The sequence below is a fragment of the bacterium (Candidatus Blackallbacteria) CG13_big_fil_rev_8_21_14_2_50_49_14 genome, assembly GCA_002783405.1.
GTDB lineage: Bacteria > Cyanobacteriota > Sericytochromatia > UBA7694 > UBA7694.
Genome location: PFGG01000064.1, coordinates 316,532 through 331,582, shown reverse-complemented (window position 1 = coordinate 331,582; position 15,051 = coordinate 316,532). Strand labels below are relative to the sequence as shown.

General features: G+C 46.1%; 14 protein-coding genes and 1 tRNA gene. 3 read left to right on the top strand and 12 right to left on the bottom strand.

The window, feature by feature from the left end:
- Positions 1 to 11 precede the first annotated feature (11 nt).
- From COW20_16760 to COW20_16705, 12 genes are all read right to left on the bottom strand, one after another.
- Positions 12 to 446 (bottom strand): protoporphyrinogen oxidase HemJ, encoded by a 435-nt coding sequence (locus COW20_16760; GenBank protein ID PIW46568.1) that lies wholly within the window; start codon positions 444 to 446, stop codon positions 12 to 14.
- Positions 447 to 508: 62 nt separating this feature from the next.
- Entirely contained in the window at positions 509 to 1,786 is a 1,278-nt protein-coding gene (locus COW20_16755; protein ID PIW46567.1) for a hypothetical protein, read from the bottom strand.
- Between the two features lie 97 nt (positions 1,787 to 1,883).
- Positions 1,884 to 1,955: transfer RNA gene (locus COW20_16750), tRNA-Gly, on the bottom strand.
- Between the two features lie 83 nt (positions 1,956 to 2,038).
- Entirely contained in the window at positions 2,039 to 2,398 is a 360-nt protein-coding gene (locus tag COW20_16745; GenBank protein ID PIW46566.1) for a hypothetical protein, read from the bottom strand.
- 133 nt (positions 2,399 to 2,531) lie between these two features.
- Positions 2,532 to 2,927, bottom strand: a complete 396-nt coding sequence (locus tag COW20_16740; GenBank protein ID PIW46565.1) for a hypothetical protein — start codon at positions 2,925 to 2,927, stop codon at positions 2,532 to 2,534.
- A gap of 89 nt (positions 2,928 to 3,016) precedes the next feature.
- Positions 3,017 to 3,472, bottom strand: a complete 456-nt coding sequence (locus tag COW20_16735) for a hypothetical protein (GenBank protein ID PIW46564.1) — start codon at positions 3,470 to 3,472, stop codon at positions 3,017 to 3,019.
- Positions 3,473 to 4,228 (bottom strand): hypothetical protein, encoded by a 756-nt coding sequence (locus COW20_16730; protein ID PIW46563.1) that lies wholly within the window; start codon positions 4,226 to 4,228, stop codon positions 3,473 to 3,475. It abuts the gene before it with no gap.
- A complete protein-coding gene (locus COW20_16725; protein ID PIW46562.1) occupies positions 4,225 to 5,052 on the bottom strand; it encodes a hypothetical protein in 828 nt (275 codons plus the stop codon). Before COW20_16725 ends, COW20_16730 begins: the two co-directional genes overlap by 4 nt.
- Positions 5,052 to 8,660, bottom strand: coding sequence for a hypothetical protein (locus tag COW20_16720; GenBank protein ID PIW46561.1), 3,609 nt, complete (start codon positions 8,658 to 8,660; stop codon positions 5,052 to 5,054). Before COW20_16720 ends, COW20_16725 begins: the two co-directional genes overlap by 1 nt.
- Positions 8,661 to 8,689: 29 nt before the next feature.
- Positions 8,690 to 9,724 carry a hypothetical protein gene (locus tag COW20_16715; GenBank protein ID PIW46560.1) on the bottom strand — a complete coding sequence of 345 codons (1,035 nt, stop codon included), beginning with the start codon at positions 9,722 to 9,724 and terminating at the stop codon, positions 8,690 to 8,692.
- Complete coding sequence (locus COW20_16710; GenBank protein PIW46559.1) at positions 9,721 to 11,046, bottom strand: hypothetical protein; 1,326 nt, start codon at positions 11,044 to 11,046, stop codon at positions 9,721 to 9,723. Before COW20_16710 ends, COW20_16715 begins: the two co-directional genes overlap by 4 nt.
- A gap of 78 nt (positions 11,047 to 11,124) precedes the next feature.
- Positions 11,125 to 12,195 carry an RNA pseudouridine synthase gene (locus COW20_16705; protein ID PIW46558.1) on the bottom strand — a complete coding sequence of 357 codons (1,071 nt, stop codon included), beginning with the start codon at positions 12,193 to 12,195 and terminating at the stop codon, positions 11,125 to 11,127.
- Between the two features lie 254 nt (positions 12,196 to 12,449).
- Here COW20_16705 and COW20_16700 point away from each other — a divergent pair, with 254 nt between their 5' ends.
- The 3 genes from COW20_16700 (at position 12,450) to COW20_16690 (ending at position 15,048) form a co-directional block, all read left to right on the top strand.
- On the top strand, positions 12,450 to 12,809 hold the full coding sequence (locus COW20_16700) for a hypothetical protein (protein PIW46605.1): 360 nt from the start codon (positions 12,450 to 12,452) through the stop codon (positions 12,807 to 12,809).
- Positions 12,810 to 12,917: 108 nt separating this feature from the next.
- Positions 12,918 to 13,124: a hypothetical protein gene (locus COW20_16695; protein ID PIW46557.1), complete on the top strand. Its 207-nt coding sequence runs from the start codon at positions 12,918 to 12,920 to the stop codon at positions 13,122 to 13,124.
- 7 nt (positions 13,125 to 13,131) lie between these two features.
- Positions 13,132 to 15,048: a hypothetical protein gene (locus tag COW20_16690; GenBank protein ID PIW46556.1), complete on the top strand. Its 1,917-nt coding sequence runs from the start codon at positions 13,132 to 13,134 to the stop codon at positions 15,046 to 15,048.
- Positions 15,049 to 15,051 lie beyond the last annotated feature (3 nt).

The following is a 15,051-nucleotide window of genomic DNA, read 5'->3' as shown; positions in this document are numbered from 1 at the left end:
ATAAGAACGACTTAAAAAGGTTTAATCACCACCAGAATAATGATCACAAAGAGACAAAGTGTCGGTATTTCATTGATCAAACGGGCCTGTTTAGAAGTCAGTTTACAGGTTCCTGCAGCCAATTGTTTGCGTACCACTCCTGCATAATGATGGTAACCAAAAAGCAGAGTCACAAATAAAAGCTTGGCATGAAACCAGCCTGATTTCATAATCTCCGGCCAGCGCACGGCGATCAGACCTGAGCCCAAAAGAAGTACAGCGATCATGGCAGGATTCATAATGATTCTGAGCAGTTTACGTTCCATTACTTCCAAGGTTTTTTTAACCTCATCAGAACTGGCTTCAATATGGTAGACATAGAGTCTGAAAATATAAAACAAGCCTGCAAACCACGCCACGACAGCGATCAAATGCAAAGCTTTGAGCCAAAGATAGAGTTGCGACATTGAATGCTCCATTGCAGATTTTCACTCAGTATCCCCCTTGCAGGGTTTCTCACACAAGCAGATCAAATCAATTGAAACGGGCTTCCCTGCAAATAATCCAAAGCCTGCTCGTGATTTTCAATTTCAATCAAAGCCACTGCGGGCCCCTTCAGATCAGCTTGGGCAAATTTCATTTCAGGACTGACCTTGTCCCAAAGACTGGGCCAAACATAGTTTCCAGCATCTGGATCGCCGATAAAGGGCTCAGGTTTACTGGCGCGGGAAAGCCGTCCCTTGCCATAAATTAATTCAGCCCCCTCTGCTTTCCCCGCTTGAAGGTGTTTCAAATACAGTGCAAGATCGTCAGCCATCCGCAGGGGACCGAAATCAACTTGATGATTTAGGCTCGGGTCGCCTATTTTCAAGGACTGGATAGCCTTTAAAAACCCTTGCTTAAAAGCCAAAGCAATCGATTGGGGCACAAAAATCCGCCGCAGCTTTAAAAACCTATTGTTGTTTTTTTCAAAACAGGCTTTAAAGGATGTTTCAAGGGCCCTGTGAAAGGGCGTTTCAACGCGAAGAACCAGCACAGAAGGCTTTTCTGGCAAAACAAGAGTCTGTATTGGTAAAGCAAGTGTAGAGTATTTTGCAAGCGTATCCGCTTTGCCGAGCAGATAAAAGGCCTGAACCAGGCCCTGCTGATACAGTGGAAAATACTCACTGAAGTCCTTATCGGCTCCCAAGACAAGGTTACATACCCCAGCCGGAAAACCCGACTGCCAAAACAAGCGACCCAAGACATAGGCCGTTGCAGAAAGCGCAGAGGGAGCCAGCCAAACCCAAGGATGCCCCAAGTAAAGATTTGAAATCAAATGGGGAATCACAGCCATTCCCGCCCTTGATTCCTGAAGATAGAGTGAGACACCCTGTAAAGCCTCCCGAACTTCAGTTGGCAAAAGCAGGGAGGTGCGCTCTTGTCTGGCACAGCGCTGCGCGCAATCAATCCAAGTCTGAACTTCACTCAAACATTCAGGAAAAGCTTGTCCCAATTCACGGGCCAGTAACTGGGCTAAAAATCTTTGTTGACCTGAAAGCAAATCTGCAAGATGTCGAAAGGAAAGAGACCTTTCTGCTTCGCTCAGACCCTGCCAGGAGGCTCTTGCCCCTTGAGCTGCACGGCAGGCCTGTTCTATGAATTCAGAGCTGGCTTGTGGAAAGTTGCCGACACAATCCCCAGCATGGGCAGGATTTCGAACCTCAAACGAAAGTTCCCCTCTGCATTCAGTCCCATTGATCAGATGAGACCCCAAGAGGGTTTTACCGTAGACCTCATTAAATCGGCCATTGTCTTTCCAACGCATCTAAGACGTCTCTCTCATAAAAATTCTTTGGATACCGTTTGCTTAAAATAATCCAGAAAAACATAAAGCCGGTCAAAATTTGACCGGCTTTAAGAAGAGCGGGAGAAGAGACTCGAACTCTCGACCCTTTCCTTGGCAAGGAAATGTTCTACCACTGAACTACTCCCGCGAGTGCGTTCCTCAGAACAATTTCATTATAACGGAGAGTGTTTTGAACGTCACTAGGATTCGTGCAGAGTTTTTAAAAATTTTTTAGAGAATTAATTTTTCAAGAACTTCTAAACGGCGTGACAAGCTGCTCAACTCCTCACGGGTAGAGAAATGAATATCTTGCATCCGCGCTTCAACATCCCGTTTAAACTGGCTATTGGCATTTTCAATTTCCTTAAGCTGTAAGGCCGTTTTATGGGAGAGATATTGTAATTGAGATTCAAGTTCTTTTAATTCAAGCGTATGTTTCTGCAAAGTTTGATTCAAGCGATTTTCCTGATTTTGAGTATCCAGTCGCCCCAAATGAACCTGGCTTAAAATCTCGTCAGTACGTCCCCGTAAGTTCTCTAATTTTTGATCAAACAAAACAAAGAGCGAAGTACTCTCAGGAAGGGGATCCATGCTCTGGGAAGCAGCAGATACCTGTGAAGAAATCGTTTTTTTTGTCATGCAAATACACAGCTCTCACATTTTCATCTTGGTGAATTGAAACGTATTATAGCCTGTTAAAGAGTAGATTGAGCTGCTCTGGTCATTACCACTTACGCACCAGAAGTCGAATGCTCTGATCGGCATCCTTTTTTTCCTGGGCAATGACAAAACCACGTTGTTTCACTTCTTTGACAACCTTATGGTAAGCATAGCTCTGGCTGATCTGATGTACCAGAAATTCCTCTTCAAGGCCCAGATGTTCGTGGATCGCCCACCAATCTGCTTCAATCGCGTAAGCCCCGGTCTTTTGATTTTTGACAAAACCAATATCATAGGGACAGGAATTTTTAAATTGAGCCACAAGGCTCACTTCTTTTTGCTGGTTTTGCCATCCCCGCATTCTTGCCTTGTGAATCACTTTATAATCCAATTGATTCAAAGAAAGCTCAAGACATTCAAGATCCATAATCCGGGTCTGAACAGAAGTAAAATGGGACATTTTTCTCTCCCACCTGTTTGGCGATATGTTTATTCTAAACCACGGCCCCTCAAGATTTCAACCAAACAGCTCTGCGTTTTAAAACCTGACTATTTGATTGAGGAGGCGAAATCCATATACCACTTACCATCAGGAAGTTTTTTAAAATACAGAATAATCTCAGGTTTACGCAATTCTTGGGTATTCAACACTTTGACATCGGCCTGCATTTTGAGACGGGCCCGATCACCTGTAGAATCAAAATCATGCGAAACAACAGCAATATTGTTGATATCCAAAAGTTCAGGCTTGATCTGGAAAAGTCGTTCAATCAACACAGGGATATTTAAGTCTTTTTTTTGCTCGGGCAAGCTGTCTTGGGCTGCTGCCTTAAAATCCTTGTATTGAATACTTTCCATGAATTTTTGACCCATTTGAATTATTTTTTGGGCATCCCCATTAAAAATTGCACCCATGGGAGCCTTCGCCACCGGAGAAGATTGGAAAAAATACACAGCGCCCCCTGCCAGAGCCAAGAAAGCAACCAAGACAAGTAAAATTCGCATTTAAAAACTTTCTTTCAATTTCAAGATCAAGGCACTCAACAGAACAAATGCCAAACTCATCAGCCAAAGTACGCCCCAACCCTGCAAAACAAGATTCCAGGCCGGAGTTGGTTTTACCAGTTCCTCAATGCTCAGATAGCTCCATTTTACCAGAGTCAGTTTTTCCATCCAGAGCACGGCACCTGTCAGGCTTTTATTCGGCATAACAATTTTTGAAAACAGCAATTGTGGAATTAAGGCCACAGGCACCAAGGTCATGGCCATAACATCTGCACTGACAAAGGCAGAAATACAAAGCCCCAGAGCTGTTCCTGCCACAATTGAAAAGTAGAGGGTCAGCAAAACAAACAGTGGATTGCCTTCTAAAACCAAGAAATAACGCAGGCCCAGATAAAACAAAAGGCTTTGTCCCAAGGCAAAAATAGACAAAACCCAAAATTTAGAGGCAATATACGCAGGAATCTGCAAGCCCACCAAACGCTCACGTGAAAAAATAATCCGCTCTTTGACAATTTCCCGACAGGCGTTTACACAGCCAAAAAAGACCGAAGAAAAAACCATTACAAAATAGAGGTTTGCTGTGCCCTGCCCCCCCCGCCAAACCAGACCCGCACAGATCGCAACAGCCAGCGGTTGAAAAATCAGCAGAAAAAGACTGGGAAAATCGCTGAGAAAAACATCCAGATACCGCTCAGACAGCACACCTGCCTGATAGAAATCAATCCATCCAGACCGTTCTGTTTTCGTTGCCATCATTTAAACCCTCTTAAATAACGGGAAAAAGCACTGCTGCGGTAACGTGTTGCCCACTGGGCCGGATTGCCCTGGGCCAAAATCCGAAAGATACCTTCGTAGGATTTGGATTCAAAAAAATCAAGCAAATGCTCTGGAGGCCCCATATACACCAACCACCCTCCCTGAAGCAGCACGACCAAATCCAGAAGTTCAATACTGGCCATGGCATGGGTGGTGACAATCACGGTAGAACCCTCGCGAGATAAACCTTTAAACAAACGCATCATATCTTCTTCGAGCTTGGGATCCTGGCCGGAGGTCGGTTCATCCAAAAACAGAATGCCGGGCCGGTTTAAAAGTTCAACGGCCACACTGGCCCGTTTGCGTTGGCCCCCTGAAAGTTTACGAATTCTTAGTTTTGCACGCTCTTGCAGTCCAACCTCAGCAATCACCCGAGTAACAAGCGCTTTGCGCCGCTCCTCGGTCATATCGGCCGGCAATCGCAAGCGGGCAGCATACTGAATCGCTTTTTCAACGCTCAGTTCCTGGTGAATAATATCATCCTGAGGAACATAGCCAATCCGCTTTCGCCAAGGCTTTGGGTTGCGGTAAAAATCTTCCCCATTCAAAAGTACTTTTCCCCGAGTGGGTCGTTGCAACCCACAACAGGCCTTGAGCAGGGTCGATTTGCCTGAACCAGAAGGCCCCAGCAACCCCACAAAAGCACCAGCAGGTAGTTGAAAACTCAAGCCACCAGAGAGGATCATTTTGCCACCCGCTTTTTGCTCCAGCGCATCCACTTCTAAACGAAGCGCAGAAGATTGAACAGGGCTGGGCTCAAACATCAGTTTTCGGTTTGGATAGGCAATACAGTGACCCCATCCACTTCAACAATCGCGTTTAAATCTTCCATAACGAGTTCGGGAGGGTGTTCTGTCAAAAGCGTGAAGACGACATCTGTTCCCAACTTTTCTTCGAGAATTTCTTCAGGGCTGGGATAGGTTTTGATCAGCGTCCCCAATTTATCGAGCACATGTGCAATCAAGGAAACACGGGCAGCTTTCATGCGTGTACTGCGACTCAAACAAAGATGCAGCTCAAGACAATTCAGCCCTTCAGAGGCTCCTTGAGCCAGCAAGCGACGTTCAATCTCATTGTATTGCAAGGGCTGGAGTGTCTTTGTGGCTGAGTTTACTTGCACAGCCCGTGCGGGTGTTGAACTGTGCAGATGCTGCTGAGCCCGGGCTTTGTGCTGGGCAATCAGACTTTGCAGGCGTAAAGCAGCTCCGGCACTTGAAGGCGTCTGTTTGAGTTTAGAGACCACCATGCGTTCCTGTGCAATTCCCTGTCTGCGCTGATCAATCTCAGGGTAGTGTTCCAAAAGGCGATCCAATTCGCGTTTCTCAAGCTCATAAATCGAAGCGTTTTCACAGACCCGCAAGGTAGATTTTCTGGGTTCAGAGAAAATAATCCCCATATAACCAAAGCTATCCCCAGCATGCAGAATCATGCCCGCTTCGCCATCACCTTCATTGAGAATTTCAATACTCCCACTCAAGAGAAAAAACATCGAGCGGCCGATTTTTCCTTTTTCAAGCACCCTTTCACCTTTGCGGTAGGTATGCAGGTGCAGAATTTTTTCAAGCTTCTCGAAAAAATGCCAGGGAGCCCCTGCAAACAAAGGAATTTGCTTGAGCATGGCCTGCAGGGTAATAACCGAAGGCGGTGTGGGTTCTTTGAATTGTTCAAAACCTTTGCTGGTATCCATCCGATGTGGAAATTCTTCAGGCAATTCTGCAGGCAGAATTTCCATATGCAATTCATGTAAAAAGCTAAACCAGACAATCTTTTTCTCTAATACATTGATCTCCATTACCCGGTTCCGATCAATCAACACCACATTCTGATTTTCACGTCGCACCATATGCAAGGGTTCATCCATGCGAAAACGTTCGTCTAAACCGGGTCGGTAATAAACCACTTCCTGCTCGGGTAAACCATCGGAGCCTACAATCAAAAGCCGATAATGTCCGGCATCGGCAATCAAGGTTTCTCCATTGAGCAACCGCTGTGCAGCCACAGGGCGCTTCAATTCAAGGTAATCTCCGAACCTTCTGAAAACCCGACCTTCTCGAATCTCCAATACCCTGTCATTGCCTGTATCCGTAATCAGATAACTGAGTTCATGGGTATACTGCACATCGCTGGGCAAATCCAGTAAAACATCTGAGCTGCCACGGCGGCTTCTGTGCCCCCATTCCCAGGTAATTTTCTGATCCGGGCTGACCTCCAGAATGCGGTGATGGCCCCGATCGACAATCAGGGTGCGATGCGTTCCCCCATCTCGTTGATAGCGCGTCGCTTTGACAGGCTCCAAAAGGCGCAATTCTGGATGTTTTTCAATTTCAAGATGCCAAACCTCACGCCCACCGGCATCGCATTCAAAAACCCGGTTGGACATGCGATCCGTTACCAAAACATGGAAATTTTCGAGCCAAAGCATATCCCATGGCTGTTTGGTTCCAGGCAAAACTTTAAAATTCATTTGCCAGGTTACATAATTGAAACGCTGCGTATTGATCAGCAGCAAACGCCCCTCATTGACATCGGGAATCACAAAATAACCCGGAGGCAACCAAGTTTGCGCAAGCACAGAGCCCATGCTGCGTTTCATTGCACGCTCGGGGCTTAATAACTCCAAGCCACAACTTGGACAATCCCAAATTCCCAAGAGCGGGGTGCGACAAGCAGGACAATGGGTAGGGGGGGTTTCAAAGGGTTTGCGCAGTGAGTGCTGAACCAATTCCTGCATGGTCAAAACGGAGTCTCGCAAAACAACCGTCTGCAAAGATTTTCCCTGATACAGATCAGGCAAAAATACACGGGCGGCATCATAATCCTGAAGACGAATGCGCACATAATGAGCCTGATCACGTAATTTTTCTAAAGCCTCTGAATCTTGACTCAAATCCAGACCTGTTTGCGCAAAGAAAGATGCACTAAGTATTTGAAGAATCATGCCCACCACTTCTTCTGGCAGAGGAAGATTGTCGGTTTTTCTGGGCTTTGCCTGACGGGCCATCGATTCTATCGGAGAAAGAGAAAGCAAGGCTGGCAGTCTGGGGATCTTGGCGAGAACAGGAGATGGCGTGGCAACAACCCGAGCAGGCAAATCTTCAACCGATCGGGAGATCAGCTCTCCCTCGCCATCCAAAACTTCAACCACGCGATTTTCAGGTGTGATAATCTCCAGGACTGTCTCCTCTGAATCTACCGGCTGCGGAAGCTGAGATGGAAAAAGTTCAAGGATCTTCTCAGCCTCAATATAACCCCCATCCACCAGCAGATCTGCCAATTTGCGCGTTTGTCTCCGCAGCGGATTCTGATCCGCCAAGGCCAGGAGTGTGGGGGGAAGGGGGGATTCCAATTGGATTTCAGAGATCTGACTTAAATCGTTGGGGTTGAGAAAGATCAGCCAGGGTCGGCCTGTCTCGGCATGGCGCATCATCACCACCAAAGCCTGGGGCGTGAGCAAAAGCAAATCTGTTGGCGCCTGAGAGACCCGGCTCCACAGCTCCCCTGGCAAAGGGGCTTCATACAAGGTTTCCAGGGTAGAGAGCTTTAAACAGCGGATCAAAATCTGGGGCGATTTGATTAACAGATAGAGGCGCTCATTCTTTGCATCTAACCACAAATTGCCTGGAATTTCAGGATCCAGGGTATATTGTTCCAGCGATCCCCCCTGAATATCCAAAACCGAAAGATAGGGTGCTTCCTGATCGGTAAAATAGATTTGATGCTTTTTCTCATCAAAAACCAGATTCAAACTAAAGCGAGAACCCGGATCCCGCAATGAATATTTTTCACTCAAGGTATGGTTTTGAGTGGAAATCAGGCTCAATTCGCCGGCTGCCCGATCGACCAAACAAACCCGATCCTGTCCGGTTGAAACATATAAATCATAAGGGCCTGTAGAAGCTTGCTGCTCGGCCACAGAACTCCGGGGATCTAAACTATAGGAAGCAAGCCCCAACCAGGGCTGATGCACCAGTTCAGGACTGTAAATATAGCTGCGTTTGGAACTCAAGACCAAACCACGGGAAGGCCATTCAGATTCTTTTAACCAGTCCACGATGTGGGGCTGGGCGGGGTCAATCAGGACAACCCCTTCCCCCCAGGGTTTCCAATCTTGCGCATGAAAAGGTGTTTTTTCATTGGGAGCCAGCTCAATCTCACCCAAGGACGTCAGGCTAACTGACTCTTTCACACGCAAACAGCGCTCCCGCAAGTGCAATTCGTAAAAAAGTCCCTGCAATTCATAGGTTGCAGACTGAAAACCAGCATTTTGCTCAAGCAGAACTTTGCTGATGGTCTCCTGTTTCACCCATTCTCGCGAAGTCAAGGCCTGAATAAGTGCTTGATCTTTGATATGGGCAAATTGTGAATTTTCCATTTTCTCTTCTCCCCTCGACAAATTCCCACTCAAGGGGCTTGATTCCAAGGCTGAAGCGCAAGTATTCCCTGACGCTCATGTGCTTCTCCCAAAAATTGCGCTTCTAAGAGGGCATCCCCCGCTTTGCCAGGTGCAGCCTGACTGGGTCGCCACCAAGTATCAGTCAAAAGATTGCGATGGGCCTCTTCCTGCAAGGCAGGAGCCAAAGGCAAAAATTTTGAAGCATAATGCAATTGCTTTGGCGTTAACTCATATTCGGTATACATCATGGGCCAAGTCGTGGTGCTCGGGTTTGAAAAATAGGCAATCCCCTGATGTTGGCGCAAGCCAACCAAATGATGGTGCCCTGAAATCACAAATTGTACCTGGGGTCGGTATTTTTCAAAAACAGAACGTACAGCCTTGGCATTTGCTACGACAAAGTTCTGGGTCTTGTCATGATCATCGGGGGTTTGCTCAATAAAATTATGGTGCGAAAGGGGAAGAATCAATTTCCCCTGATTCTTTTTTAAATCCTGTTCCAACCAACGCATTTCTTTTTCAGGCACCTGCCCTCCCCAGGTACCGGGGAGGGTGGTGTCAATTCCGACCAAATGCAAGCCGGGAACAGGATCGGCACTCCAGTGATATTCTGGGCCTTGAAAACCATGGCCTTGAAAGGCCCAGACAAAAACAGTTTTTGAAATACCTGGAAAAATGGGGGCTTGGGCATCATGGGCATGCACAGGACTCATATCATGGTTGCCTGGAACGACATAATAAGGCACTTTTAACTGATCAAGATAATAGCGAATCATATCCAGGTTATAGGGTTCGCCATCTTGAAGAAGATCGCCCGTCAGCAAAACAAAATCAAGCTCTGGGGTCTGATTGGCCACCTGAACACAGGTTTTGACAATTTCCTCACTGGAGGATCCCATTTTCATTGCATTTTTGCCCTTGAGGGAAAGATGCATATCACTGAAGTTAATAAATTTGACTTTTTCAAAGGCTTGAGCTTCAGTTCCCGCCAACAGCAAGCACAAAGCCCCCCCTACCAGTCGGGTTAAAAGCTTAAGCATCATAACCCATCCTCTGGGATTGCATCAGATTCCTCTGCCAGAGCGGAAACACTCCAATGCTCAATCACCTGAGCAGCCAGGTAACGAATCAAGGGAAGCTCACGCCGCAAGAGCTCATCATCGAGACTTCCCAACCAAATAAAATTATCATGCTCATCACGCAAATCTTCAATGCTACATTTCAAGGCATAAATACGTTCCACCAAAGCCCGCAGCATTTCTTTTTCAGAAACACCGATCAAAGGCGGTAAATCCCGGTAACGCTCATGGGGTTGAGCAAACCACTCTTTGCGGCGAAAATCTTCTTCGAGCCAGGTGCCTAATTTTTCAAAGCTGAGTGCCCCACGCAAGACCAGTTCAAGCGATTCTTTCTCACTGAAAGTTTCTTTCAGGGTATTGATCGAGCGCGACATTTTTTTTAATTGACGGGGATCCTGGCTATTGCCTGTTGAAAACATATTCTGCATTTTTTCACGAATCACGATATGCGTTGCGCGTTTAAAAAAGTGCGATACCGCATGATAAAAAGACAGGTAGCGAATTCGTGGCGGCAAATGGTGAGCCGCCGCATTGAAATAAAGCAAAGGCAAGGCATCCAAAGGCTTGGGTTGTAAGGGCAAGGTCAGTTTCATCGCTTTGCCTTTTTTCTCGAAGGGCAAATCAAAGAGCGTGCGCTTGAAATTTAGATTCAAACGGGTTGAACAGTGGTAGAGAAACAGATCAATAAACTGATGCAGAGGTAAATCCAAAGCTTCTGGATTCCAAATTTTAAGGGTCAGATAATCATCATCGACTGAGGTCACTGAAAACGAGGGATGGTTGGGTTTTTCTGTCAAAACAGACTGCCCTTCATCAAAGAGCTCATCTTCTGTCAGAAAACAAGCATCATAGACCAGGTGGAACATATCACTCTGTTCCCCCAATTGACCGACCTGTTGATCCTGAATTTCGATTTGAAGCTCGCCCACTTCACGTTTGCCAGCGTCGTAGGCAAACATTTTCATGCGGGTTTCCTGATCTGCAGGCAGAATGATCTCTTCATAAAAATTGGCAATCTGCAAGGCTGAATTGCCCCGTTTAAAATAACAATTGAAGACGATTCTGTTCAAAAGCTGTAAATAGGAGTAGAACGTAAGTTCATCTCCCAGGTCTCGACAGATTTTTTTTATCTTGACGATATTTTCCTCCATCGAGGAGCGAACTTTCAGACGTTTCTGACGGTCTGCAATTTGGCTTTCAAAATACTCTATATACTGGCTTTCATCCCAGGTCTGCGTCCATTTGCGAACGGCATCCAAATCAATATGGTTTTCAGCACGTAACATCAGGTTTAGCCTTTTCTCTCTCAGTCTGAGTCTTATTTTAGCTTAGAAAATCAGCAGCTACAAATCTATTCAGTCTGGTCATTCAGGTTGAGCTTGGGTGAATTGACGCAGCCACTCCAATGCAGCCAGAATATCTGCAGGCAAGGGAGCTTGAAAAGCCATGCGTTGACCCGTGGCCGGATGATTGACCTCAAGATGCCCCGCGTGCAAAGCCTGTCTCGAAATAATCGCCTGCAATTGAGGCAGCCAGGTGTCTTTCTCTGGATAGTCAAAGCCTTCTCCATGAAGACCCCCATAGGTTGCGTCTCCGACGATCGGATGTCCCAAATGTCGCAGATGCGATCGGATCTGGTGCGTTCGACCTGTAAATAAAACCACGCGCAAGAGTGAAAATCCCCCTGCTTTCTCCAATACCTCCCAGCCCGTTTTGGCAGGTTTTCCATCGGGGCCATGCAGCGGGAAAACATCAATTTGCATGCGATTTTTTTTACTAACCCCTAAATTGGTTTCAAGAATCCCCTTCTGATGACGGGGTACTCCCCAAACCAAGGCCCAATAGATTTTGCCAGTTAAACGCTCCTCAAACTGGCGGCTGAGTTTGCGTTTGGCCAATAAAGTTTTGCCCACCACCAATACACCTGAAGTGTTTTTATCCAGACGGTGAATCAGGCCCGGCTTAAAGGGGGCGCTCATATCCCCTACCTGCTGTCGATAATGCCAGAGTAATCCATTGGCCAGCGTGCCATCCCAATGCTGATAGGTCGGATGCACAGCAATACCGGGGGGTTTATTCAAGACAATCAAATCTTCATCCTCATAGAGAATGTCCAAGGGAATTTCCTGAGCGACCATATCTGTAGCTGCAGGTCGCTTCAGGGTAATTTCAACCAGATCGCCCCGATGCAAAGGGCAAGAATTTTTGACATTTTTGCCGTTGACGGTGACTCGCCCTTCCGCAATCGCTTTTTGAATCCGATTGCGGGTTGCATAGCGCAAATGGCGGGTTAGAAAACTATCGATTCGGGTTCTTTGAGAAAAATGGGGAATTTCAAACTGCAAACGCGCCAATTCAACTGCTGCAGGCTCATCAGGCAGCAGTTCCGGCTCATCATCTTCAGCCCAATCTTCGTCATATTCCCAGTCTTGCATGGCGCCATCATAGCATAATTCCAGTCTCAACCCAGAGCAGATCCACAGGAAGCTGAAGACTTCAAAAAATTAATTTAAAAATAAACTATTTGATATTGAACTATATAATCAAAACAGTTATGATAATGACTATTCAGAGATAAATCATGACAGCAAAATATTCACTGTATTCATATTTTCTTGCTGCCGATGAGCTTCGCTGAATGGAAAAACATGAACCCAAGCCTGTTTTTAATCACAAGGAGACCCAAAATATGAGTATCAAAGAAAAAGCCAGCGATCTTTACCAAATGATTTTTAGCGGAAAACTGCTCGAAGCCTTTGATAAATACTACGCAGAAGATGTCGTCATGCAGGAAAACGCTGAGGAGCCCACCCAGGGCAAAAGCGCGAACCGCGAACGTGAAATTGCATTTTTAGAAAGTATCGAAGCCTTTCACGATGGCGGCGTTACGAATTTAGCCTGGAATGATGAAACAGGCATTGTCATGATCGAAAATTGGATGGATGTAAGCTTTAAAAATGGTTTTAGAGCCAAAATGGAGCAGGTTTCTGTTCAAACCTGGACAAACGATCAAATCGTTCATGAGCGTTTTTACTATAACAAAGGCTAGTACTTGAATATTGACTCAACCGGCAGGAACCAAATCTCTTGGATTCTGCCGGTTTTTCATAGAGGCCTGTGTTAATATAGAACGATAAAAATGCCCAAGGAGCCCACCATGGACCCCCATCTGGACAATCGCTACGTCTGCCCGGTTTGTGAACGGGAGGTGGATGACGCCATTATCCCCTTTCACAAAAACGTAGAAAAACAGATCCTGGAAGTGATCACCAGTCACAACCCCCGATGGATCGAATCAGATGGTTCATGCCCCAAGGCCATTGAATACTATCAGGCCTTGATTGCCCACAAAGTGATTAAGTAGGTTTCTTATGGATACATTACAACATCTGATCAAAGCTTATATTGGCGCCTATATAGCCACCTTACATTCCAGACAGTATAAACCGCTGGACAAACACTGGAAACAACACAAACTGGAACTGCTTGAGAAAATCAAGCGCCAGGAACAATGGCATGTTTTGCATGATTTGTGTATCTTAATGCTCTATTATGGAACCTCCATTCATGCCCAGGCCTTGTGTGACCTGATCATTGAAGACGTGATCCGTCGCTATGATGGAAAAATTCAACTCAAAATCTATCAACACGGCCCGGATCCTGATCGTTATATTTTGATCGATGAAGAAACAGCTGAAATTCTAGATGAATATTTATCGCTGACAGAACCCACTCAAATTGAATTGTTTAGAAACGAAAACAACCAAAAATTAACCCCCCAGGATATTTTCCTGCTCTCAAATAAATACCCGAATGAAGGTCTGGTCTCTGAACTGAGTGGTTTTTTTCCGATTTACAGTCAAAGCGATTATGAAATTATTCCTACCCCTTTAAGACTCAATGCGGTGACACGTTATACCGGCAAAGGAGTCACGATTGCTTTTCTCGATTCGGGATTTTTCCCTCACCCCGATCTGATCATGCCCAATAACCGGGTTTTGGCCTATGTCAATATTCCAGACCCCGAGGATGATGATTTTGGTAAACCCCAAGACAATTGCTGGCATGGGATGCAAACGTCTGTCTCTGCAACTGGCAATGGTTACCTTTCAAATGGTCTTTACAAGGGCATCGCCAGCAATGCCAATATCGTGCTCTTAAAAGCAACCGATCGCCAAGGCTGTATTAAAACGGAATATATGATTCGTGGTTTGAAATGGGTGCTCGAACACCACAAAGAATACAATATTCGCATTCTCAATATTTCACTGGGCGAAGGTCGCGAAGAATCGTATCTAGACAATGCACTCAACCAAATGGCAGAAGCGCTTTGGCAAGCAGGTGTGGTGGTGGTTGTGGCAGCGGGCAACGATGGCAATTCCCCTGATAATGCGATTACCCCACCGGCCAACGCCCCTTCTGTCGTGACCGTTGGGGGGTTTGACGATAAAAACAAACTCAGTCGCCATTACTATGATATGTACCATTCCAGTTATGGCCCCACCATCGATGGTTTGATGAAACCCGAACTGATTGCGCCGGGCATCTGGGTCGCTGCGCCAATTTTGCCAGAAACCCAACTCTATAAAGAAGCAGAGGCACTCAGCAAACTGGCCCGTCTCTCTGATTCAGCATTGCCCGAGGCAGTGGCTGAACAACTTGAGGATTTGCCCTTCGGTTCAGATATTCTGAAACTCAGCACAGAAGAAATACGTGCCCGAATTCAACACAAACTGCGCGAACAAAAAATTGTCGGCATCCACTACCAACATGTCGATGGGACCTCTTTCTCAGCCCCGATCGTCTGTTCGATCATTGCCCAGATGCTGGAAGCCAATCCAGAACTCGGCCCCCGTCGCGTCAAAGAAATTCTCACCTCAACAACAGACAAAATCTTTAATATCCCCTTGGAAAGACAGGGTTTTGGGCTGATTCATCCACGAAAATGTGTCAAAGAGGCCGTCAATGACCGTTATAGACGGGGTTTAAAACGTTTCTCTTCTCCTTTTGTAGAGGGGCGCAAAGTCACCTTTTATTTTGAACATGCCGAAGCCCAGAGCATCGCACTGGCTGGAGAATTTACAGACTGGAAAGCCGATCGCGAATTTCTGACCCGGATTCCAAATACTTCGACCTGGAAGCTTGAAAAGGAATTTCCTTTCAAAGGGCTCTATGCCTATAAATTTGTCATTGATGGCAAAAATTGGATTCCCGATCCTGAATGCGAGAATATCGAGCCTGATGGCTTCGGTGGCTGGAATACACGACTCAACCTGTTTTTGGAATAAAAC

Coding starts and splice junctions, on each gene's coding strand:
- COW20_16740 (PIW46565.1), bottom strand. CDS start 2,927: ATGTCCCATTTTACTTCTGTTCAGACCCGGATTATGGATCTTGAATGT.
- COW20_16725 (PIW46562.1), bottom strand. CDS start 5,052: ATGTTTGAGCCCAGCCCTGTTCAATCTTCTGCGCTTCGTTTAGAAGTG.
- COW20_16715 (PIW46560.1), bottom strand. CDS start 9,724: ATGATGCTTAAGCTTTTAACCCGACTGGTAGGGGGGGCTTTGTGCTTG.
- COW20_16695 (PIW46557.1), top strand. CDS start 12,918: ATGGACCCCCATCTGGACAATCGCTACGTCTGCCCGGTTTGTGAACGG.
- COW20_16760 (PIW46568.1), bottom strand. CDS start 446: ATGTCGCAACTCTATCTTTGGCTCAAAGCTTTGCATTTGATCGCTGTC.
- COW20_16735 (PIW46564.1), bottom strand. CDS start 3,472: ATGCGAATTTTACTTGTCTTGGTTGCTTTCTTGGCTCTGGCAGGGGGC.
- COW20_16745 (PIW46566.1), bottom strand. CDS start 2,398: ATGGATCCCCTTCCTGAGAGTACTTCGCTCTTTGTTTTGTTTGATCAA.
- COW20_16710 (PIW46559.1), bottom strand. CDS start 11,046: ATGTTACGTGCTGAAAACCATATTGATTTGGATGCCGTTCGCAAATGG.
- COW20_16730 (PIW46563.1), bottom strand. CDS start 4,228: ATGATGGCAACGAAAACAGAACGGTCTGGATGGATTGATTTCTATCAG.
- COW20_16720 (PIW46561.1), bottom strand. CDS start 8,660: ATGGAAAATTCACAATTTGCCCATATCAAAGATCAAGCACTTATTCAG.
- COW20_16705 (PIW46558.1), bottom strand. CDS start 12,195: ATGCAAGACTGGGAATATGACGAAGATTGGGCTGAAGATGATGAGCCG.
- COW20_16700 (PIW46605.1), top strand. CDS start 12,450: ATGAGTATCAAAGAAAAAGCCAGCGATCTTTACCAAATGATTTTTAGC.
- COW20_16755 (PIW46567.1), bottom strand. CDS start 1,786: ATGCGTTGGAAAGACAATGGCCGATTTAATGAGGTCTACGGTAAAACC.
- COW20_16690 (PIW46556.1), top strand. CDS start 13,132: ATGGATACATTACAACATCTGATCAAAGCTTATATTGGCGCCTATATA.